The organism is Rhodococcus sp. DMF-1, from assembly GCF_021441945.1.
GTDB lineage: Bacteria > Actinomycetota > Actinomycetes > Mycobacteriales > Mycobacteriaceae > Rhodococcus > Rhodococcus ruber.
This window is the reverse complement of sequence record NZ_CP090442.1, coordinates 2,824,094-2,844,745: the sequence shown is the minus strand read 5'-3', so window position 1 is coordinate 2,844,745 and position 20,652 is coordinate 2,824,094. Positions and strand designations below refer to the sequence as shown.

The 20,652-nt window shown below is 72.2% G+C and carries 19 protein-coding genes; 17 read left to right on the top strand and 2 right to left on the bottom strand.

The genetic code is table 11. The annotated features are described in order from the left end of the window. The first annotated feature begins 21 nt into the window (after positions 1-21). The 8 genes from LZP97_RS12840 to LZP97_RS12805 all read left to right on the top strand — a co-directional run bounded on the left by LZP97_RS12840 (position 22) and on the right by LZP97_RS12805 (position 6,747). Positions 22-1,716, top strand: a complete 1,695-nt coding sequence (locus LZP97_RS12840) for an FAD-dependent oxidoreductase (RefSeq protein WP_010592003.1) — start codon at positions 22-24, stop codon at positions 1,714-1,716. A 304-nt stretch (positions 1,717-2,020) separates the two neighbouring features. After that, positions 2,021-3,550, top strand: a complete 1,530-nt coding sequence (locus LZP97_RS12835) for a DHA2 family efflux MFS transporter permease subunit (protein WP_017680014.1) — start codon at positions 2,021-2,023, stop codon at positions 3,548-3,550. Between the two features lie 101 nt (positions 3,551-3,651). After that, on the top strand, positions 3,652-4,140 hold the full coding sequence (locus LZP97_RS12830) for a Rieske (2Fe-2S) protein (protein ID WP_017680013.1): 489 nt from the start codon (positions 3,652-3,654) through the stop codon (positions 4,138-4,140). A gap of 88 nt (positions 4,141-4,228) precedes the next feature. After that, the gene (locus tag LZP97_RS12825) at positions 4,229-4,867 is read left to right on the top strand and encodes a hypothetical protein (protein ID WP_040271974.1); all 639 of its coding nucleotides are present in this window, start codon (positions 4,229-4,231) and stop codon (positions 4,865-4,867) included. 35 nt (positions 4,868-4,902) lie between these two features. Continuing rightward, a complete protein-coding gene (locus LZP97_RS12820; RefSeq protein WP_040271976.1) occupies positions 4,903-5,466 on the top strand; it encodes a DUF6529 family protein in 564 nt (187 codons plus the stop codon). A 42-nt stretch (positions 5,467-5,508) separates the two neighbouring features. Beyond that, complete coding sequence (locus tag LZP97_RS12815) at positions 5,509-5,961, top strand: QcrA and Rieske domain-containing protein (protein WP_017680010.1); 453 nt, start codon at positions 5,509-5,511, stop codon at positions 5,959-5,961. 59 nt (positions 5,962-6,020) lie between these two features. Further along, positions 6,021-6,389, top strand: coding sequence for a YidH family protein (locus tag LZP97_RS12810; RefSeq protein WP_010591997.1), 369 nt, complete (start codon positions 6,021-6,023; stop codon positions 6,387-6,389). Positions 6,390-6,426: 37 nt separating this feature from the next. Next, positions 6,427-6,747 (top strand): DUF202 domain-containing protein, encoded by a 321-nt coding sequence (locus LZP97_RS12805; protein ID WP_010591996.1) that lies wholly within the window; start codon positions 6,427-6,429, stop codon positions 6,745-6,747. Positions 6,748-6,822: 75 nt separating this feature from the next. Here the strand turns inward: LZP97_RS12805 and LZP97_RS12800 are convergent, their stop codons facing one another. Further along, positions 6,823-7,254 (bottom strand): PaaI family thioesterase, encoded by a 432-nt coding sequence (locus LZP97_RS12800; protein WP_040271979.1) that lies wholly within the window; start codon positions 7,252-7,254, stop codon positions 6,823-6,825. A 63-nt stretch (positions 7,255-7,317) separates the two neighbouring features. Between LZP97_RS12800 and LZP97_RS12795 the strand changes: the two genes are divergently transcribed. Both LZP97_RS12795 and LZP97_RS12790 read left to right on the top strand, forming a co-directional pair. Continuing rightward, the gene (locus LZP97_RS12795; protein WP_017680005.1) at positions 7,318-8,235 is read left to right on the top strand and encodes a LysR family transcriptional regulator; all 918 of its coding nucleotides are present in this window, start codon (positions 7,318-7,320) and stop codon (positions 8,233-8,235) included. 118 nt (positions 8,236-8,353) lie between these two features. Continuing rightward, a complete protein-coding gene (locus tag LZP97_RS12790; protein WP_017680004.1) occupies positions 8,354-9,994 on the top strand; it encodes an MFS transporter in 1,641 nt (546 codons plus the stop codon). Between the two features lie 25 nt (positions 9,995-10,019). On the opposite strand, the gene LZP97_RS12785 is transcribed toward LZP97_RS12790, so the two are convergent. Beyond that, on the bottom strand, positions 10,020-10,901 hold the full coding sequence (locus LZP97_RS12785; protein ID WP_026137587.1) for an EamA family transporter: 882 nt from the start codon (positions 10,899-10,901) through the stop codon (positions 10,020-10,022). Between the two features lie 145 nt (positions 10,902-11,046). Between LZP97_RS12785 and LZP97_RS12780 the strand changes: the two genes are divergently transcribed. The 7 genes from LZP97_RS12780 to LZP97_RS12750 are packed head-to-tail and all read left to right on the top strand — an operon-like array spanning position 11,047 to position 20,564. Next, positions 11,047-11,838, top strand: coding sequence for a TIGR03084 family metal-binding protein (locus tag LZP97_RS12780; RefSeq protein WP_010591990.1), 792 nt, complete (start codon positions 11,047-11,049; stop codon positions 11,836-11,838). Then, positions 11,835-13,595, top strand: a complete 1,761-nt coding sequence (locus tag LZP97_RS12775; RefSeq protein ID WP_048774129.1) for an acyclic terpene utilization AtuA family protein — start codon at positions 11,835-11,837, stop codon at positions 13,593-13,595. Before LZP97_RS12780 ends, LZP97_RS12775 begins: the two co-directional genes overlap by 4 nt. Beyond that, entirely contained in the window at positions 13,592-14,740 is a 1,149-nt protein-coding gene (locus LZP97_RS12770) for an acyl-CoA dehydrogenase family protein (protein ID WP_010591988.1), read from the top strand. Before LZP97_RS12775 ends, LZP97_RS12770 begins: the two co-directional genes overlap by 4 nt. Next, a complete protein-coding gene (locus tag LZP97_RS12765; protein ID WP_010591987.1) occupies positions 14,737-16,335 on the top strand; it encodes an acyl-CoA carboxylase subunit beta in 1,599 nt (532 codons plus the stop codon). Before LZP97_RS12770 ends, LZP97_RS12765 begins: the two co-directional genes overlap by 4 nt. A 7-nt stretch (positions 16,336-16,342) precedes the next feature. Further along, positions 16,343-18,613, top strand: coding sequence for an ATP-binding protein (locus LZP97_RS12760; protein ID WP_234574675.1), 2,271 nt, complete (start codon positions 16,343-16,345; stop codon positions 18,611-18,613). Beyond that, the gene (locus tag LZP97_RS12755; protein WP_010591984.1) at positions 18,613-19,773 is read left to right on the top strand and encodes an acyl-CoA dehydrogenase family protein; all 1,161 of its coding nucleotides are present in this window, start codon (positions 18,613-18,615) and stop codon (positions 19,771-19,773) included. Before LZP97_RS12760 ends, LZP97_RS12755 begins: the two co-directional genes overlap by 1 nt. Positions 19,774-19,784: 11 nt before the next feature. After that, complete coding sequence (locus tag LZP97_RS12750; RefSeq protein ID WP_010591983.1) at positions 19,785-20,564, top strand: enoyl-CoA hydratase family protein; 780 nt, start codon at positions 19,785-19,787, stop codon at positions 20,562-20,564. Positions 20,565-20,652: the final 88 nt, after the last annotated feature.

The window sequence follows — 20,652 nt, the reverse complement described above, 5'->3', positions numbered from 1 at the left end:
CCGGCTCTTCGAGGACGCGACATGGCCTACGTGATCACCCAGACGTGCTGCAACGATGCGAGCTGCGTCGCCGTGTGCCCGGTGAACTGCATCCATCCCACTCCGGAGGAGCGGGAGTTCGCACAGACCGAGATGCTGCACATCGATCCGCAGACCTGCATCGACTGCGGCGCGTGCGCGGACGCCTGCCCGGTCGAGGCGATCTTCCCCGAGGACCGGCTCACCGAGGCTCAGACCCGGTTCAAGGACATCAACGCGGAGTACTACACGGCGCATCCGATGCCCGAGAACTGGAACCCGCTCACCCCGACGCCCGCCCCGCCCCGGGGGCAGGAGACTCTGCGCGTCGCGGTTGTCGGGGCCGGGCCGGCGGCGTGCTACGCCGCGCAGGAACTACTCGAGCGCTCGAATGTCGAGGTGGAGATGTTCGACCGGCTGCCGACCCCCTGGGGCCTGGTCCGCAGCGGCGTCGCGCCCGACCATCCCGGGACGAAGGCTGTCACCGAGTCGTTCGAGTGGTCGTTCCGTCGCGAGGCGTTCGCCCTGCACCTCGACGTCGAGGTGGGCCGCGACATCGACCACGACGAGCTGCTCGCCCATCACCACGCCGTCGTCTACGCCACCGGCGCGTCCGCCGACCGCAGTCTCGGCATTCCCGGCGAGGACCTGCCCGGCAGCCATGCCGCCACCGAGTTCGTCGCCTGGTACAACGGCCACCCCGACTACGCCGACCGGGTCTTCGATCTCTCCGGTGAACGCGCCGTCCTCGTCGGCAACGGCAACGTCGCACTCGACGTCGCCCGCATTCTCACCATGGACGTCGACGAGCTGGCCCGGACCGACATCGCCGACCACGCGCTCGAGGCGCTGCGCCGGAGCAACATCCGCGAGGTCGTCCTGCTGGGCCGCCGAGGGCCGGCGCAGGCGGCCTACAGCAATCCGGAGTTCCTCGCCCTCGGTGATCTGAACGGGGTCGACGTCGTCGTCGACGAGTCCGAGCTCGACCTCGACCCCGCCAGCGCGGAGCTCGCCGCGGCGGATCCCGCCGTCGCGATGCGGATGCGGCTCGCCCGCGAGTACGCGCGCCGCGAACCCCGGCCGGGGAACAAGCGCATCGTGTTCCGTTACCTCGTGTCACCCACCGCGATCGAGGGCACCGACCGGGTCACGGGCCTGCGGGCGGTGCGCAACGAACTGATCCCCGGCGACGACGGTGCGCTCGTCGCCCGCCCCACCGAGCAGACCCTGCATCTCGACGCGCAGCTGGTGCTGCGCTCGATCGGCTACCGCGGGGTTCCGCTCCCGGGGGTGCCGTTCGACGAGCGGCGCGCGATCGTTCCCAACGAGGACGGGCGGGTCACCGGGGCCGGACCTGGCGTGTACGTCGCCGGGTGGATCAAGCGCGGGCCGAGCGGCGTGATCGGCACCAACAAGGCATGCGCCAAGGAAACGGTCGCGGCTCTGCTCGCCGACTTCGACGCCGGTCGGCTCGCGCGGCCGGCGTACGGCCGGCGGGAACTCGATCGCCTGCTCGGGCAGCGGCGCCCGAGCCGGGTGGGACTGAGCGGCTGGCACGAGATCGACGAGGCCGAGCGCGCGGCCGGTCGTGCGGCCGGCCGGCCACGGGTCAAGCTGACCGATCGTGCGCGCCTGACGAAGACGGCGGCCGGCCGCCCGCGGTCGGGACGCAGCCTGCTGCGTCTGGTCCGCCGATAACCGGTTGGGGCTTCGTCTGCACCGGCACTAGAATCTTCCGACGGTGCCCGGCACCGCCCGCGGCGACGTCCGCCGGGGGAGCGCAGGCCGGGATGTCGATCCGCCGCGCTGTCGGGGCGCGCGCTGGTCGCCGGGCACGTCGAGGGTGACACGCGGTCCACACCGGCGGTGACACGCGGCTCGCGCCGGCGGTGACACGCGGCTCGCGCCGAGACGGTCGTCGCCGTCCGGCACGACGTGGTGCCCGGCCCTCGACTCCGTTCCGGCAGGTCCGCCTGCCCTCGCGCCTCGAGAGGACCGACCCATGACAGCCCCCCATGCGGGCCCGGCCGCCGCGCCGGTGAGCGACAAGCTCGACGCGGCAGTTCTGAAGATCGCCTCGGTGGTGGTGCTCGGCGCCATCATGTCGATTCTCGACGTGACCGTCGTCTCCGTCGCTGTGCCGACGTTCATGGAGGAGTTCGACGCCGGCTACGCGACCGTCGCGTGGACCATGACCGCCTACACGCTGGCGCTCGCCAGCGTGATTCCGCTCACAGGCTGGGCCGCGGACCGATTCGGCACCAAGCGCCTCTACCTCGCCGCACTCGTCCTGTTCGTCGCCGGTTCCGTGCTGTGCAGCATGGCGTGGGACATTTCTTCGCTCATCGCATTCCGGGTCGTGCAGGGCCTCGGTGGCGGCATGCTCATGCCGCTCGGCATGACGATCATGACCCACGCGGCGGGCCCGCACCGGGTCGGCCGCGTGATGGCGGTGCTCGGTATCCCGATGCTGCTGGGCCCGATCGGCGGCCCGATTCTCGGCGGGTGGCTGATCGACACCGCCAGCTGGCACTGGATCTTCCTGATCAACCTGCCCATCGGTGTCCTGGCGCTCGTCGCCGCCGTGGTGATCCTGCCCAAGGACCGCCCGAGCAGGTCCGAGTCCTTCGACTTCGTGGGCATGGCGCTCCTGTCGCCGGGGCTGGCGCTGTTCCTGTTCGGTGTCTCCTCCATCCCGGAGGTCGGCACCGTCGCCGCGACGCGGGTCCTCGTTCCCGGCGTGATCGGCGTCGCGCTGATCGCCGCGTTCGTGTTCCACGCCATGCGCGCCCGGAACCCGCTCATCGACCTGTACCTGTTCCGCAACCGCCAGCTGACGTTCGCGGTGCTCACCATGTCGGTGTTCGCGATCGCGTTCTTCGGTGCGGGGCTGCTGTTCCCCAGCTACTTCCTCCAGGTGCGGGGCGAGTCGACCCTGGCGGCGGGCATCCTGCTCGCACCGCAGGGCCTCGGCGCCATGCTCACCATGCCGGTCGCCGGCCGGCTCGTCGACCAGATAGGCCCCGGGAAGATCGTGCTCGTCGGCCTGACCCTCGTCACGCTCGGTATGGCGGTCTTCACGCAGGTGGGCACGGACACCTCCTACGTCCTGCTCCTCGGCGCGCTGTTCGTCATGGGCATGGGCATGGGCGCCACGATGATGCCGACGATGACGGCCGCGCTGCAGACGCTGACCCATCAGAGCGTGGCCCGCGGGTCGACACTGATGAACATCGTCCAGCAGGCCGCCGGCTCCGTGGGCACCGCGACCATGTCGGTGATCCTGAGCAGCCGCCTCGCGACCCCGGCGGGGGCACCCGAGGGCGGGGGACAGATGGACCAGGCGGCGCTCGACCAGATGCCCGCACCGGTACAGGAATCGATCCTCACCTCGCTCGCCGACGCGTTCGCGACCACGTTCCTCGTCGCGACCGTTCTCATGGCGCTCGCGGTGATCCCCGCGCTGTTCCTGCCGCGCACCCGCGTCAAGCATCCGGCGGGGGAGGGACTGCAGCCGGTCGTCGTCCACTGAACCACCCGCCCGGAGGGGCCGTGACGTAGGTCGCGGCCCCTCCGCGCGTCTGCGGCTAACCTCGTTCCGGCACCACGACGGCGACCCGAACGGACGATCCCATGAGCATCGAACCCACCGACCCACGCTCCGCGTCGACAGACGGACAGCCGCGTCTGTGCCGGCGCACCCTCTTCGGCGGGGCCGGTGCCGTCGCCGCCGCCGCGGTCCTGTCCGCGTGCGGCGCCGAGAGCGAGGGCACCGAGCGGGCAAGCACCGACAGCGCCCCCGCCGCGCCGACCACGCCGCCGGAGCCCGGTCCGGACGCCACGGTCGTCGCCGCCGCGGCCGACATCCCGGTGGGCAGCGGCGTCCTGTTCGCCGACCGGCGTCTCGTGGTGACGCAGCCCGTCGCCGGGGACTACCGGGCGTTCGTCGCGCTGTGCACGCATTCGGGGTGCAACATCACCGGTGTCGAGGCCGACGAGATCGTCTGCGACTGTCACGGCAGCCGGTTCCGTCTGGACGGGACCGTGAGCCGAGGTCCCGCCCGCAAGCCGCTGAAGGCGCGCCCGGCCGCGGCCCGCGGTGCGGACGTCGTCGTCGACTGATCTACGCGATCGGCTGAGCGGACGGGCGGGGGCGGAGTAGATTCGACCGCGACATCATCCCTGAAGTGCTGACCGGCAAGGGGACCCCATGGTGCGCAGGGGGCCGTTGATCACGTTGGCGGCGGTGGTGGTCCTCGCCGCCGTGCTGCTCGCGGTGAATGTCTCCAAGGAGGACGACGGCGCGACGCCGGCCCCGGGTCCTGCCGCGACGGCGGCGCCGGACCCCACGACGACGGCGACCTCGGCTGCGGTGGAGTTCCCCGCGCAGGCCACCTACGTCGGACAGATCCCCGTCGCGACCGGGACTCTCACGCTCGCGATCGCCGTCGAGGGCGAGGACGCCGTCGCGTACGCGTGCGACGGCAGCGCGGTCGAGTCGTGGCTGGCCGGCGACGCAGAGGCCGGCCGGCTCGAGCTCGAGGGCCGGGAAGGAGCCCGTCTCGAGGGCGAGTTCGACGGCGCGACGGTGCGCGGCACCCTGTGGCTCGGCGACCGCAGCTGGACCTTCGACGCCGCGCCGGCCGAACCGCCCGCCGGCCTCTACCTCGCGAACGTCGGCGATGTCCGGGCGAGCTGGATCGTCACGCAGGACGGAACCGTCACGGGCGTGCTCCGCGGCGGCGACGGCGGCACCACACCTGCCCCGGCCCTCGCACCCGACGGGACGGCGGTCGTCGACGGGGAGACCGTGACCGCGGACCCGGTGTCCGGCAGCGACACATTCTGACGTGCCACCGCGCGGTGACACCGAGAGGAGGACGGATGAGCACACCGCAGGTCCATCCCGCCGCGCCGCCGCGCACGGCCCCCGTGATCGTCGCATTCCTGGTGGGTGCCCTCGTCGCGGTGGGGCTCGGCGCCTACGGCCGTGTGCACGAGCCGGCCTTCTTCTCGATCAACGTCGCCGGGTTCTCCAGCCCGACCGCGGTCAAGACCTGGCTGGCGACCCTCGCCGGCGTGCTGGCACTGGTGCAACTCGTCTCGGCGGCCGGGATGTACGGCCGGTTGCCGGGACTGCGCACGCCGAGCTGGATCGGGACCCTGCACGTATGGTCGGGCCGCCTCGCTGTGCTGGCGACCGTCCCCGTCGCCGTGCACTGCCTGTATGCGCTCGGTTTTCGCACCGGCGAGCCGCGGGTGCTGTGGCACTCGCTGGCGGGATGCCTCCTCTACGGGGCGTTCGTCACCAAGATGCTGCTGCTCAGTCGGCGGGGCCTGCCGGGATGGGCGGTTCCGGTGGCCGGCGGTGTCCTGTTCACGGCGATCGTGGTCGTGTGGACGACCTCGGCGCTGTACTTCTTCCGCACGACGGGCATCACGTTCTGACGCACCGACCCACTGTGTCCCTCCCACGATCGGAGCCGGAAAATGGATCTCGAGCAGTTTCCCGTCAGCCGCCGTTCGGTGCTGCTCGGTGCCGGGGTGGCCGCCGTGGCCGCCGCCGCGGCCTGCAGCACGTACGGCGACGAGCCGGCCTCCGGGCAGACCTCCGCGGCGGAGGACGCCGGCACCGGGGCCCCGGCCGGCGCGGCTGCAGGACAACCCCTCGCGGCCGTCGCCGACATCCCCGTCGGCGGGGGACAGGTTTTCCCCGATCAGAAGGTCGTGGTGACCCAGCCGGCCGCGGGCGAGGTGCTCGCGTTCAGCGCGATCTGCACCCATCAGGGCTGCACGGTCGCGGCCGTGCAGGACGGCACGATCAACTGTCCCTGCCACGGCAGCCGGTTCAACCTCGACGGCACCGTCGCGAACGGTCCCGCCGCGCGTCCCCTCGAGAGCAGGGCTGTCACCGTCGACAACGGCGAGATCACACTCGCGTAATCGGTTCCGCCGTCCCGTCGCCGGACCGTCCGGGGCGGCACCGGGATAGGGTCGACTGCGTGATCGGACCTCTGCGCGACTGGCGGCCGCGGGCGTTGCGTGACGGCGACGAACCCGACGCCCGCTTCACCCTCGCCAACGAGCGCACGTTCCTCGCGTGGATCCGCACCGCGCTCGGCGTGATCGCGGCGGCCGTCGCGCTCGAGACCTTCGCCGGCGACGTCGTGGGACCGGTGGTGCGCACCACGCTGGCGTGCGCCCTGCTGGTCTTCTCCGCGGTCCTCGTGGTCGCCGCACTGCGGCGCTGGCTGCAGATCGAGGCCGCGATGCGCACCGCACGCCCCCTGCCGCCGCCGCGGATCGCCTTCCTGCTCGCCGCGATGCTGGCGGTCGGGGCTCTGGCCCTCGCCGCGGCGCTCCTCCTGTGACCGTGCCACCGGGTCCACGACGCGAGCCGGGTCGGCGATGAGACACGACGACCCCGGGTTGCAGCCGGAGCGCACCACTCTCGCGTGGCTGCGCACGGCGACCGGCCTGGGAGCGGTGGTCCTGCTGTTCCTGCGCCTGGCGCCCGGCCCGGCACCCGTGGTGGTGGCGATCGGCCTGCTGTGCCTGCTGCCGGCGCTCGTGCTGCTCGTGACGAGCGGACGCGAGCACCGGGCCCGGGTGAGCCGCTTCATCGAGGGACGGGCGAAGCATCACTGGTGGCGCAACATCGTCCTGACCGTCACGGTCGTCGTCCTGGCGCTCGCCGCCACCGCGCTCATCGTCACGTCGAAGGTGTGAGCGCCGCCCAGGCCGAGGCTCCGGCCGGTTCGGCTCCTTGGAACCGGACCAGACCCGTCCGGGCCACCGCGGCCCCTACGAACCGGCCCCCTGCCCCGAACGCCGGTCGAGGTCGATCACCCGGGCGCCGCCCTGCGCCGCGGCCACCCTGGTCTCGGTACCGTCCTCGGTCACGGCGACGATCTCGCACCGGCACAGCGCCTGTCGCCGGCTCGAGTCGACGACCGTCGCCTCGGCTCGCAGCAGCGTGCCGCGACCCGGGCGCAGGTAGTCGATGGTGAACCCGGTGGTCACGATGGACGATCCGAGCACGGTTCCCGCTGCGAAGGTCAGGGAATTGTCCGCCGCATAGGCCAGCACTCCACCGTGTACGAACCCGAACTGCTGCAGCAATTCCGGGCGCAAAGGGATCTCGAGCACCGCGCGTCCCGGCTCGTACCCGACGACCCGGGCACCGACCAGGACGCTGAACGGTTGCGCGGCGAGCACGGCCGCCGCGTCGTCCACTCCGCGAAGTTCCACGGCCTGCAGTCTGCCCCACCCTGTCGGGAAGGGCCATATCATTCGCGCATGACGCAGCCACCTCCGTCGCCGACGGTCCGTTGGCCCGACCTCGCCGCCCTCGAACTGCTCGTCGGCATCGACGATCACGGCGGGCTCGGCGCGGCTGCTCGCGCGGCCGGTGTCGCGCAACCCAATGCCAGCCGTGCGGTGCGCCGCCTCGAGAAGCAGCTCGGGGCCGTGCTCGTGCGCCGGGGGCGCGCCGGGTCGGCGCTCACCCCGGAGGGCACCGTGGTCGCGCACTGGGCGCGGCAGACCCTCACCGACGCCCGTCGACTGCTCGACGCCGCGGCGGCGTTGCGCACCGACCGGCAGGCCGAACTGACCGTGGCGGCCAGCATGACCGTCGCCGAACACCTCATCCCGCGCTGGCTGGGCCGCTTCCGCGGTCTCCACGACGACGTGCACATCCAGTTGCAGGTCCACAACTCGCGGCAGGTGTGCGACGCCGTCGCGGCAGGCCGCTGCCACGTCGGATTCGTCGAAGCTCCCGCCGTTCCACCGGGACTGCACAGCACCCCGGTGGCGCAGGACCGGCTGGTGGTGGTCGTCACGCCGGCTCATCCGTGGGCGCGCCGCCGGCGACCGCTCACCGTCGCCGAACTCGCGGCGACGCCGCTCGTCGTGCGTGAGGAGGGGTCGGGGACGCGGCACACGCTCGACCTCGCCCTGCGCGAGTTCGATCGGCCGGCACCTCTGCTCGAGCTCGGCAGCGGCGCCGCGGTACGCACCGCGGCGCTCGGGGGTGTCGGTCCGGCCGTGCTCAGCACCTTGGCCGTGGCCGACCACCTCGCGGCCGGGGAACTGCGGGCCGTCGACGTCGAGGGCCTCGATCTGGCCCGCACCCTGCGCGCGGTGTGGCGCCCCCCTCGCAAGCTCGCCGGCCCGGCCGGGGACCTGGTGCGGATGATCGTCCGCGGCGCCTGATCGCGTGCCGATCGCCCCGATCGGCCCGGATCAGCGTTCCGGTGCGTCATCATGATCGTCGAGGACACTGCCATCGGGAGTGGGACATGGACGCATCGCGGCACCACGGGACGTCGCGGTGACGGTCGCCGAGGTCGACCGTCGCCCGCAGCGAGCGGGCTCGGTCCTCGCGACGCTGATCCTGGTCGCCACCGTCGCCAACCTCAATCTCTCGGTGGCCAACATCGCACTGCCCGCGATCGGCCGGGCATTCGACGCGAGCCAGACGGAGTTGAACCTGGTCGCCGTCGGGTATTCGCTGGGTCTGGCCGCGTCGGTGCTGTACCTGGGGGCGCTCGGGGACCGCTACGGCCGCAAGCAGTTGCTCGTGCTCGGTGTCGCCCTGTCGATACCCACGTGTCTGCTGGCGGCCTTCGCGCCGAACATCGAGGTGCTGTTCGCGGCCCGGCTGGCCGGCGGTCTCGCCGCGGGACTGGCATATCCCACCACTCTGGCGCTGATCACCGCGTTGTGGTCGGGAGCCTCACGGACCCGCGCGATCGCGTTGTGGTCGGCGACCGGCGGGGCGGTCGCCGCGCTCGGACCGCTGTTGTCCGGTCTGCTCCTCGAGTACTTCTACTGGGGCTCGGCCTTCCTGATCACCCTGCCGCTCGCCGCCCTCGCCCTCGTGGCGGCCGCAGTGCTGATCCCCGCGCACGTCAACGAGACCACCGGTCCCGTCGACCATGTCGGCGGAGTCCTGTCGGTGCTGTTCGTGGCGGCGCTCGTGATGACGGTCAACCTCGCACCCGAGAGCGGCCGCGCCACGGCAGCCCTGGTCTGCGCGGCCGTCACCGCCGTCGCGGGCGCGGTGTTCGTGTGGCGGCAACGGCGGGTGCCCGAGCCGCTGTTCGACCTGAAGGTGGCCGCGCGGCCGACGTTCTGGGTGGCTGCGGTGGCAGGCATCATCGTGTTCGGAACCCTGATGGGCGCGATGTTCGTCGGGCAGCAGTTTCTGCAGAACGTGCTCGGTTACTCCACGCTCGCCGCCGGGTCGACGATCCTCCCCGCCGCCGCGTGCATGCTCGTCGTGGCTCCGTACTCGGCCCGCCTGGTCGAGAGCCGGGGTGCCCGCACCACATTGCTGCTCGGCTACGCGTTCATCCTCCTCGGGCTCACCGTCGCACTGACGATGTGGGACGAGACCTCCAGCTACTGGCAGATCGCCCTCGCGTACGCCTTCGTCGGGGCCGGGGTGGGTTTCGCCGGCACGCCCGCCTCGCGCTCGCTCACCGGCTCGGTGCCGGTGACCCGCGCCGGGATGGCGTCCGCGACGGCCGACCTGCAGCGGGACCTGGGCGGGGCCGTGATGCAGTCGGTCCTCGGGGCGTTGCTCACCGCCGGGTACGTGGCGTCGATCTCGGCGGCCGTCGCATCGTCGCCGGACGCGGACGAGATCAGCGACCAGACCCAGGCTGCGCTGACCAAGTCGTTCGCGAGTGCCGCCGATCTCGCGGAGCGGTACCCGCAGTACGCCGACGCCATCATGGCCGCGGCGCGCGCGGCATTCCTCGCCGGGGACACGAAGGCATATGCCGCCGCCCTTCTCGTCGTCGCCGCCGGAGCCGTCCTGGTGTTCTTCGCATTCCCGAAACGCGACGCCGAACGGCGGCTGCTCGCGTCGTACCGCGCTCGAGACGAACGCGCCGAGCCGGCGGTGGACGAACGCGCCGAGCCGGACGGCCGGTCGGAGGCCGCGCCCGGCGACGTGGACCGTTAGCGCGGTTCGCCGCCGCGGTGCCGGGTCAGCGCGGTTCGCTGCTGCCGTGCAGGGCGCCGACTCCGGCGACGATCACCAGCGCGATGCCTGCCGCCGCGGCGGGCTGGACCCATTGGCCGAGCACCAGCGCACCCGCCAGTGCCGCCGCCGCCGGTTCGAGGGCGATGAGGATCGCGAACACGTTTCTCGGCAGATCGCGCAGCGCCCGCATCTCCAGGCTGTAGGGGATCACGGAGGACAGCAGGGCCACCACCGCCCCGGCGCCGAGAATCGCAGGATCGGCCAGGCCGGCGCCGGCGGTTCCGAGACCGAAGGGCAGGACGAGCACCGCCGCGACGGTGGTGGCGACGGTCAGGCCCGCCGCGCCGGAGACGGTGGCGGCCACGTGCGAGCCCGCGACGATGTACCAGGCCCAGCCGGCCGCGGCGAGCAGCGCGAATCCGACCCCGGCCGGGTCGAGCGCGTCGCCGTCCCCACCGAGGCCGCGCGCCCCGAGGAGGGCCACCCCGGCCAGCGCGAGGGCCACCCACAGCGCGTCCCGCGGGCGGCGGGAGAGCACCGCGGCGAGGGTGAGCGGTCCGAGGAACTCGATCGTGACCGCTGCCGCGAGCGGGAGCCGGGCGATCGCCACGTAGAAGAAGCCGTTCATCGCGGCCAGGCTCACCCCGAGGGCGGCCGCGCCGCGCCACTGCGCCCGGCCCCAGTGCCGCACCGACGGCCGTACCGCCGCCCACAGGATCACCGCGGCGAGCGTCAGCCGCAGCGTGACCGTGCCGAGGGCGCCGACGTCGTCGAACAGGGTGCTGGCGAAGGCCGCACCGAACTGCAGGGAGAGCACCGAGCCGAGCACGGCCGCGACGGGCACGGTCCGGCTGCCGCCTCGTGGCGCCCGTGCCGTGCTGCTCATGCGTCCTCCGGAAGTCCCGGGATCCGTCGTCCCGCGTGTGACGAATGTTGCCGCACGGCAGCACGATCGGCAGCAGCGGCGACGCCGCGCAAAAAAACAATCACGAGAGCTTGCTTTTCCGTGCCGCGAGTGTGACTCTGGTCGCATGACGGAGCTGCAACCGCTTCTCGACGATCTGCGTGCCGAGGGCGAGGACCTCGATGCCCTCGTCGCCGACCTCCCGGACGAGCGCTGGGCGACTATGACGCCCGCCGAGGGCTGGACCATCGCCCACCAGGTCGGGCATCTGCTGTGGACCGATCGGGCCGCCCTCACCGCCGTCGAAGACCCGGAGGCGTTCGTCGCCGGGCTCGGCGAGATCACCGACCCGGACCGCTTCGTCGACGACGGGGCGCGGGAGCAGGCCCGCCGGCCGCCGGCCGAACTGCTCGCCGACTGGCGCGCGGCGCGACGCGCCCTCGCCGACGCCCTCGCGGCCGTTCCGGCCGGGACCAGGATCGTCTGGTACGGCCCGCCCATGAGCGCGGCTTCGATGGCCACGGCGCGGCTGATGGAGACCTGGGCGCACGGCGCCGACGTGGCCGACGCGCTGGGCGTCCCCCGGACCCCCACCCACCGGCTGCGCCACATTGCCCATCTCGGTGTCCGCACCCGCGACTTCGCGTTCACCGTGCACGGGCGCACCCCGCCGGCCGAGCCGTTCCGCGTCTGCCTCACCGCTCCCGACGGGCGGGAGTGGACGTGGGGTCCCGAGAGCGCCGCCCAGACCGTCACCGGATCCGCCGTCGACTTCTGCCGCCTGGTGACCCAGCGGGTCCACCGCACCGACACCGACCTCGTCGCCACCGGACCGGACGCGGATGCATGGCTCGAGCTCGCGCAGGCGTTCGCCGGTCCGCCCGGCGCCGGGCGCACCCCGGACGGAGCGACCGCGTGAACGCGCAGCCGGCGGGCCGTGCGGTGCGCATCGGGAACTGTTCCGGCTTCTACGGCGACCGGCTCGCAGCTATGCGGGAGATGCTCGAGGGCGGCGAACTCGACTACCTGACCGGCGACTATCTCGCCGAGCTGACCATGCTCATCCTCGGCCGGGATCGGATGAAGGACCCGGAACTCGGCTACGCCAAGACGTTCCTGCGGCAACTCGAGGACTGTCTCGGGCTCGCCGTCGACAAGGGCGTGAAGATCGTCGCCAATGCGGGGGGACTCAACCCCGCCGGGCTGGCGACGGCCGTGCGCGACCTCGCCGGCCGGCTCGGACTCGACGTCGCCGTCGCCCACGTCGAGGGCGACGATCTCATCGCCCGGGCCGCCGAACTCGGGCTGGCCGCCGATCCGCCGCCCCTGACCGCCAACGCCTACCTCGGCGCCTGGGGCATCGCCGAATGCCTGACCGCCGGCGCCGACCTCGTCGTCACCGGCCGGGTCACCGACGCGTCGGTGATCGTCGGTCCCGCGGCAGCCCACTTCGGTTGGGCCCGGGATGATTTCGACGCTCTCGCGGGCGCGGTGGCAGCCGGGCACGTGATCGAGTGCGGCGCCCAGGCCACCGGCGGCAACTACGCCTTCTTCACCGAGATCGCCGATCTCGACCGGCCGGGCTTCCCGATCGCCGAGATCGAGGCCGACGGAAGTTCCACGATCACCAAGCACCCGGGCACCGGCGGCGCCGTCACCGTCGGCACCGTGACCGCCCAGCTGCTGTACGAGGTGACCGGGGGCCGCTACGCCGGCCCCGACGTCACCACCCGCCTCGACACCGTCCGGCTCACCCCGGACGGCCCGGACCGGGTCCGCATCAGCGGCGTCCGCGGTGAGGCGCCGCCACCCACGCTCAAGGTCTCCCTCAACGCCCTCGCCGGCTTCCGGAACGAAGCGGTGTTCGTCCTCACCGGTCTGGACATCGAGGCCAAGGCCGCCCTGGTGCGGCGGCAGGTGGAGGCGAGCCTGACCACCCGGCCCGCCGAGCTCGAATGGACACTCGCCCGCACCGACCATCCGGACGCCGACACCGAGGAGGCGGCCAGCGCCCTGCTGCGCTGCACCGTCCGCGACCGCGACCCGAAGGTCGTCGGCCGCGCCTTCTCGTCGGTCGCCGTCGAGTACGCGCTGGCCAGCTACCCGGGCTTCGCGCTGACCGCCCCGCCCGGCAACGGACAACCGTACGCGGTGTTCACCCCCGGCTACGTCGGCGCCGCCGAGGTGCCGCACACCGCGGTGCTGCCCGACGGCAACCGGGTCCCGATTCCGTGCGTCACCCCGACGCGTGCACTCGAACCCGTCGGCGAACCCGAGCTCCCCGAGCCGCTACCGCCCGGGCCCGCACGACACGCACCGCTCGGACTCGTCGCCGGCGCCCGCAGCGGCGACAAGGGCGGCGACGCGAACGTGGGGGTGTGGGTGCGCACCGACGACCAGTGGCGGTGGCTGGTGCACACCCTCACCGTCGACACGTTGAAAACCCTCCTGCCCGAATCGAAGAACCTGACCGTGACACGTCACGTGCTGCCGAACCTGCGGGCGGTGAACTTCGTGATCGAGGGCATCCTCGGCCGCGGCGTCGCCTCGCAGACCCGCTTCGACCCGCAGGCGAAGGGTCTCGGCGAGTGGCTGCGCAGCCGATACCTCTACATCCCCGAGGTCCTCCTGGAGGGCGGCGGGACAGCGAACCCCGAGAGGAAGTACACCGAGTGAGCATCTGGGACACCCCCGAACGCCGCGAGCTGCGCTCGACGGTCCACTCCTTCGTCCGGCGCGAGATCCTGCCGCATCTCGCCGCGTGGGAGCGCGACGGTGAACTGCCCCGCGAACTGCACAAGAAGGCCGCCGCTCTCGGGCTGCTCGGCGCCGGATTCCCCGAGGCCGTCGGCGGTTCCGGGGGCGACGCGGCGGACACCCTCACCGTGTGCGAGGCCTTCCACGAGGCCGGCGCCTCCGGCGGCGCCTTCGCCTCCCTGTTCACCTGCGGCATCGCCCTGCCACACCTCGTCGCCGCCGGCGACGAAGCGCAGATCGGCAAGTGGGTTGCCCCGACCCTCGCGGGTGAGCTCGTCGGCTCCCTCGCGATCACCGAACCCGGCGGCGGCTCCGACGTCGGGCACCTGACCACCACCGCCGTCCGCGACGGCGATCACTACATCGTCGACGGCGCCAAGACCTACATCACCTCCGGCTGCCGCGCCGATTTCGTCGTCACCGCTGTGCGCACCGGCGGCCCCGGTGCCGCCGGTGTCTCGCTGCTCGTGATCGAAAAGGGCACACCGGGTTTCACCGTCTCGCGCAAGCTGGACAAGATGGGCTGGCGTGCCTCCGACACTGCGGAACTGTCGTTCGCCGGTGTGCGCGTGCCGGTCTCGAATCTCGTCGGAGCCGAGAACAGCGGCTTCGCGCAGATCGCGCAGGCGTTCGTCGCCGAGCGGATCGCCCTCGCCGCCCAGGCCTACTCGAGCGCGCAGCGGTGCCTGGATCTGACCGTGTCCTGGTGCCGGGACCGCGAGACGTTCGGCCGGCCCCTGATCTCCCGGCAGTCGGTACAGCGCACCCTCGCCGAGATGGCACGGCGCATCGACGTCGCGCGGGTGTACGGCCGGCGGGTCGTCGAGCGATCCCTCGTCGGTGACGGCGACCTCGTCGCCGAGGTGTGCTTCGCCAAGAACACCGCCGTCGAGGCCGGGGAGTGGGTCGCACACCAGGCCGTGCAGCTCTTCGGCGGCCTCGGCTACATGGCCGAGTCCGAGGTCGAACGACAGTACCGCGACATGCGCATCCTCGGCATCGGCGGCGGCACCACCGAGATCCTCACCGAACTTGCCGCGAAACGATTGGGGTACACCGCGTGAGCATCCTGCAGACGACCGTCGACCCGTCCTCGGCGGAGTACGCCGCCGCGGCCGAGGCGATGGCCGCCCAGCTGGCAGAGCTCGAAGCCGAACACGCCAAGGCCCTCGCCGGCGGCGGGGAGAAGTACGTCCGACGGCACCACGAACGCGGCAAGCTGCTGCCACGCGAACGGATCGAACTGCTCCTCGACCCCGATTCGCCGTTCCTCGAGCTGTCCCCGCTCGCCGCCTGGGGCACCGAGTTCCCGGTCGGCGGCAGCACCGTCACCGGAATCGGCGTCGTCGAGGGCGTCGAATGCCTGATCGTCGCCAACGACCCCACCGTCCGCGGCGGCACGAGCAACCCGTGGACGCTGCGAAAGGGATTCCGCGCCAACGACATCGCGATGCAGAACCGGCTGCCGGTCATCTCCCTCGTCGAGTCGGGCGGCGCCGACCTCCCCACCCAGAAGGAGGTGTTCATCCCCGGCGGGCGCATGTTCCGCGACCTGACACAGCTGTCCGCCGCCGGGATCCCGACCATTGCCCTGGTGTTCGGCAATTCCACCGCGGGTGGCGCCTACATCCCGGGCATGTCGGACCACGTGGTGATGATCGAGAAGCGGTCGAAGGTGTTCCTCGCCGGGCCGCCCCTGGTGAAGATGGCCACGGGCGAGGAATCCGACGACGAATCCCTCGGCGGCGCGGAAATGCACGCCCGCACCTCCGGCCTGGCCGACTACTACGCGGTCGACGAACCCGACGCGATCCGGATCGGCCGGGGCATCGTCCGTCGTCTGAACTGGCGCAAGCAGGGCCCCGAACCCCACCCGGAGGTACGCGAGCCCCGCCACGATCCCGAGGAACTGCTCGGCATCGTGCCCGCCGACCTCAAGGTGCCGTTCGACCCGCGCGAGGTGATCGCCCGCATCGTCGACGACTCCGACTTCGACGAGTTCAAGCCGCTGTACGGGTCGTCGCTCGTCACCGGCTGGGCCCGTCTGCACGGCTACCCGGTGGGAATCCTCGCCAACGCCCGCGGCGTGCTGTTCAGCGAGGAATCCCAGAAGGCCACCCAGTTCATCCAGCTCGCCAACCGTGCGAACACGCCACTGCTGTTCCTGCACAACACCACCGGCTACATGGTCGGCCGCGAGTACGAGGAACGCGGCATGATCAAGCACGGTTCGATGATGATCAACGCCGTCTCCAATTCGACGGTGCCGCACATCTCGATCCTGCTCGGCGCCTCCTACGGGGCCGGCCACTACGGGATGTGCGGCCGCGCCTTCGACCCGCGGTTCCTGTTCGCCTGGCCCAGCGCCAAGTCCGCGGTGATGGGCGGCGCACAGCTCGCGGGCGTCATCTCCATCGTCGGACGGGCCGCTGCCGAGGCGCGCGGTCAGGCGTTCGACGAGGCCGCCGACGAGGCGATGCGCGCGGCGATCGAGAACCAGATCGAGGCGGAGTCGCTGCCGATGTTCCTGTCCGGCCGGCTCTACGACGACGGGGTCATCGACCCGCGCGACACCCGCACCGTGGTGGGGATGTGCCTGTCGGCCATCGCCAACGCGCCGATCGAGGGCACCGACAGCTTCGGTGTCTTCCGGATGTGAGGCAGCAGTGAACCGTTCCGACACCGTCACCACCGTGCTCGTCGCCAATCGCGGCGAGATCGCCCGCCGGGTGTTCGCCTCCTGCCGGCGGGCCGGCCTCGGCACCGTCGCCGTGTTCTCCGACGCGGACGCCGACAGCCCGCACGTCACCGAGGCCGACGTCGCGGTGCACCTGCCCGGCACTGCCCCCGCCGACACGTACCTCCGCGGCGAGGCGATCATCGCGGCTGCCCGCACGGCGGGGGCCGACGCGATCCACCCGGGGTACGGGTTTCTCTCGGAGAACGCCGAATTCGCGAGGGCGGTCCTCGACGCGGGACTGACCTGGATCGGGCCGGACCCGGACTCCATCGCCCGGATGGGTTCGAAGGTCGAGGCCAAGAAGATCATGGCCGACGCCGGCGTGCCGGTGCTGGCCGAGCTGGACCCGGCCGCGGTGACCGCGGCCGACCTGCCCGTGCTGATCAAGGCCTCCGCCGGGGGCGGCGGCCGCGGCATGCGGGTCGTCCGCGACCTGGCCGAACTGTCCGACCAGCTCGCCGCGGCCCGACGTGAGGCACAGTCCGCATTCGGCGACCCGACGGTGTTCTGCGAGCGCTACCTCGAAACGGGGCGGCACATCGAAGTGCAGGTCCTCGCGGACCGGCACGGGACCGTGTGGGCGGTGGGGGAGCGCGAATGCTCGATCCAGCGGCGGCATCAGAAGGTGGTCGAGGAGGCCCCGTCGCCGCTCGTCGACGCCACCCCCGGCATGCGGGAGCGGCTGTTCGAGGCGGCCCGGCGCGCCGCGCACGCCATCGACTACGAGGGCGCCGGGACGGTCGAGTTCCTCGCGACCGGGGCGAGCGAAGCGACGGGAAATGTCGCCGGGGCGAGCGAAGCGACGGGAAATGTCGCCGGGGCGAGCGAAGCGACGGGAAATGTCGCCGGGGCGAGCGAAGCGACGGGAAATGTCGCCGGGGCGAGCGAAGCGACGGGAAATGTCGCCGGGGCGAGCGAAGCGACGGGAAATGTCGCCGGGGCGAGCGAAGCGACGGGAAATGTCGCCGGGGCGAGCGAAGCGACGGGAAATGTCGCCGGGGCGAGCGAAGCGACGGGAAATGTCACTGCCGGAGGTGAGTTCTTCTTCCTCGAGATGAACACCCGGCTGCAGGTCGAGCACCCGGTCACCGAGTGCACCACCGGGCTCGACCTCGTCGACCTGCAGCTCCAGATCGCTGCCGGCGGCCGTCTCGATCCCGAACCCCCTCCGGCGAGCGGACATTCGATCGAGGTGCGGCTCTACGCGGAGGACCCCGCCGAGGACTGGCGGCCGCAGTCCGGCACGGTGCACCGCCTCGCCCTGCCCGGTCGCGTCTCCGAGTTCGAGGTGCTGCCCGGGCCCGGGCTGCGTCTGGACGCCGGCGTCGAGGACGGCTCGGTGGTGGGCGTGCACTACGACCCGATGCTCGCCAAGGTGATCGCCTACGCCCCGACCCGGGACCGCGCGGCCCGCATGCTCGCGACGTCGCTCACCCGTGCCGAGGTGCACGGCCTGCGCACCAACCGGGACCTGCTCGTGAACGTGCTCCGGCATCCCGAGTTCCTGGCCGGCAACACCGACACCGCCTTCTTCGACACACACGGGCTCGCCACGCTCGCCGCACCCCTCGCCGACGCCGCCGCCGAGTCGCTGTCCGCGCTCGCCGCGGCCCTGGCCGACGCCGCCGCTCGTCGTGCGACGGCGACGGTCGGCCGCGGCCTGCCGAGCGGCTGGCGCAACCTGCCGTCGCAGCCACAGGTCAAGCGGTACGACGGCGACCACGGTGAACACGAGGTGCGGTACCGGCTCACCCGGCACGGCCTGGTCGCCGACGGCCATCCGGGCATCGTCCTCGTCGCACACACCGAGCGCCGGGTGGTGCTCGCGATCGACGGCGCGCAGCGGCAGTTCCACGTCGCGCGCTACGGCGACACGGTGCACGTGGACTCCTCGCTCGGTCCGGTGCGGTTGCGAGCGATCCCGCGGTTCGTCGAACCCTCGGCCCATGTCGCCGCGGGGTCGCTGCTCGCGCCGATGCCCGGGTCGGTGATCCGGATCGGGGCAACGGTCGGCGACGCGGTCGACGCGGGGCAACCGGTCCTGTGGCTCGAGGCGATGAAGATGGAACACATCGTCAAGGCCCCCGCCGCGGGCGTGCTCACCGAACTGCCCGTGGCCGTCGGCACCCAGGTCGAACTGGGCGCCGTGCTGGCCGTCGTCACCCCCACCGAGTCCACCGACACCCAGGAGAAGTGATGAGCGTCATCGAAACCGACGAGCAGAAGCAGCTGCGGGCTGCGGTCGCGGGCCTGGCCAAGCGCTACAACTACACCGACTACGTGCTGCCGAAGGCCCGCAAGGGCGAACCGCTGACCGAGCTGTGGCGGGAGGCCGCCGGGCTCGGATTCCTGGGCGTGAACCTGCCGGAGGAATTCGGCGGCGGCGGGGCCGGCATCTACGAACTCGCCCTGGTGCAGGAGGAACTCGCCGCGCAGGGCTGCGGGCTGCTGCTGGTGGTCGTCTCGCCCGCCATCTGCGGCACCATCATCGCCAAGTTCGGCACCGACGAGCAGAAGCAGCGCTGGCTGCCCGGGCTCGCCGACGGCTCGAAGATCATGGCGTTCGGCATCACCGAGCCCGATGCCGGGTCCAATTCGCACCAGATCACCACCGTCGCGCGCCGCGACGGCGAGGACTGGATCCTCCACGGCAGCAAGATCTACATCTCCGGCGTGGACCAGGCCGACGCGGTGCTCGTCGTCGCCCGCACCGAGGACGCGAAGAGCGGGAAGCTGCGGCCGGCGCTGTTCATCGTCCCGACCGATGCCGAGAACTTCGTCAAGACGCCGATGGAGATGGACATCGTCGAGCCGGACCATCAGTTCACCCTGTTCCTCGACGACGTGCGACTGCCGGCGGACGCGCTGGTGGGGGAGCCGGACGCGGCGCTGATGCAGTTGTTCGCGGGCCTGAATCCGGAGCGGATCCTCGGCGCGGCGATGGCCGTCGGGATGGGCCGCTACGCCCTGGACGCCGCGGTGCGGTACGCCAACGAACGCACCGTGTGGAAGTCGCCGATCGGGGCTCACCAGGGCATCGCCCACCCGCTCGCCCAGTGCAAGATCGAGCTCGAGCTGGCGAAGCTGATGATGCAGAAGGCGGCGGTGCTGTACGACAGCGGCGACGACTTCGGTGCTGCCGAGGCCGCGAACATGGCCAAGTACGCCGCGGCCGAGGCCAGCATCAAGTCGCTCGACCAGGCGATCCAGACCCACGGCGGGGGCGGGCTCACCCGGGAGTACGGGCTGGCCGCGATGCTCGGCGCGGCGCGCATCGCACGGGTGGCGCCGGTGAGCCGGGAGATGATCCTCAACTTCGTGTCCCAGCATTCGCTGGGTCTGCCCCGGTCGTACTGAGGGGAGCGCCGGTGTCCGAGACGTTCGTCCGGTACGAGGTGAGCGAGGGATTCGCCACCCTCACTCTCGACTCGCCGCACAACCGCAATGCGATCTCCGCCAGGCTCGTCGCGCAGCTCCGGCAGGGACTTGCCGACGCGGCCGCCGACGACGGGGTCCGCGCCGTCGTGCTCACCCACGAGGGCGGCACCTTCTGCGCCGGGGCCGACCTGAGCGAGGCGAGCACCGCGGAGGGCGGCGTCGCCGCGGCGGCCGCCGCCCGGACCCGGGAGATGACGGCGGTGCTGCGTTCGATCCTGGAGCTGCCCAAACCGGTGATCGGGCGGATCGACGGGCACGTGCGCGCCGGCGGCATGGGGTTGGTCGGCGCGTGCGATCTCGCCGTCGCCGGGCCCCGGTCGACGTTCGCGCTGACCGAGGCCCGGCTGGGCCTGGCCGCGTCGATCATCTCGCTGACGGTGCTGCCGCGGCTCACCTCCCGCGCCGCGAGCCGCTACTTCCTCACCGGGGAGCGGTTCGGGCCGGAGGTCGCGGCGGCGATCGGCCTGGTCACCGTGGAGACCGACGATCCGCGGGCCGCGGTGGCGGAGATCCTCGCCCAGCTGCGGGAGTGTTCCCCGCAGGGGCTGGGCGAATCCAAGCGGCTGACCACGATGCGGATGCTCGCCGACTTCGATCGGTACGGCGACGCGCTGGCGGAGCAGTCGGCGCGGCTGTTCGGCTCGCCGGAGGCGGTCGAGGGGATGACCGCGTTCCTGCAGAAGCGGCCGCCGGCGTGGAGCCGTCCGTGAGGGACGGTCCGCCGCCCCGGCCGGGACGTGCCCGAGACCTGCCGGGCGCGCGCGTGCGGGCGGTCGTCGGCGGCACCCGTCCCGGGCA

Coding starts and splice junctions, on each gene's coding strand:
- LZP97_RS12795 (WP_017680005.1), top strand. CDS start 7,318: ATGACGCAGCCACCTCCGTCGCCGACGGTCCGTTGGCCCGACCTCGCC.
- LZP97_RS12785 (WP_026137587.1), bottom strand. CDS start 10,901: ATGAGCAGCACGGCACGGGCGCCACGAGGCGGCAGCCGGACCGTGCCC.
- LZP97_RS12780 (WP_010591990.1), top strand. CDS start 11,047: ATGACGGAGCTGCAACCGCTTCTCGACGATCTGCGTGCCGAGGGCGAG.
- LZP97_RS12840 (WP_010592003.1), top strand. CDS start 22: ATGGCCTACGTGATCACCCAGACGTGCTGCAACGATGCGAGCTGCGTC.
- LZP97_RS12755 (WP_010591984.1), top strand. CDS start 18,613: ATGAGCGTCATCGAAACCGACGAGCAGAAGCAGCTGCGGGCTGCGGTC.
- LZP97_RS12830 (WP_017680013.1), top strand. CDS start 3,652: ATGAGCATCGAACCCACCGACCCACGCTCCGCGTCGACAGACGGACAG.
- LZP97_RS12820 (WP_040271976.1), top strand. CDS start 4,903: ATGAGCACACCGCAGGTCCATCCCGCCGCGCCGCCGCGCACGGCCCCC.
- LZP97_RS12825 (WP_040271974.1), top strand. CDS start 4,229: ATGGTGCGCAGGGGGCCGTTGATCACGTTGGCGGCGGTGGTGGTCCTC.
- LZP97_RS12815 (WP_017680010.1), top strand. CDS start 5,509: ATGGATCTCGAGCAGTTTCCCGTCAGCCGCCGTTCGGTGCTGCTCGGT.
- LZP97_RS12835 (WP_017680014.1), top strand. CDS start 2,021: ATGACAGCCCCCCATGCGGGCCCGGCCGCCGCGCCGGTGAGCGACAAG.
- LZP97_RS12805 (WP_010591996.1), top strand. CDS start 6,427: ATGAGACACGACGACCCCGGGTTGCAGCCGGAGCGCACCACTCTCGCG.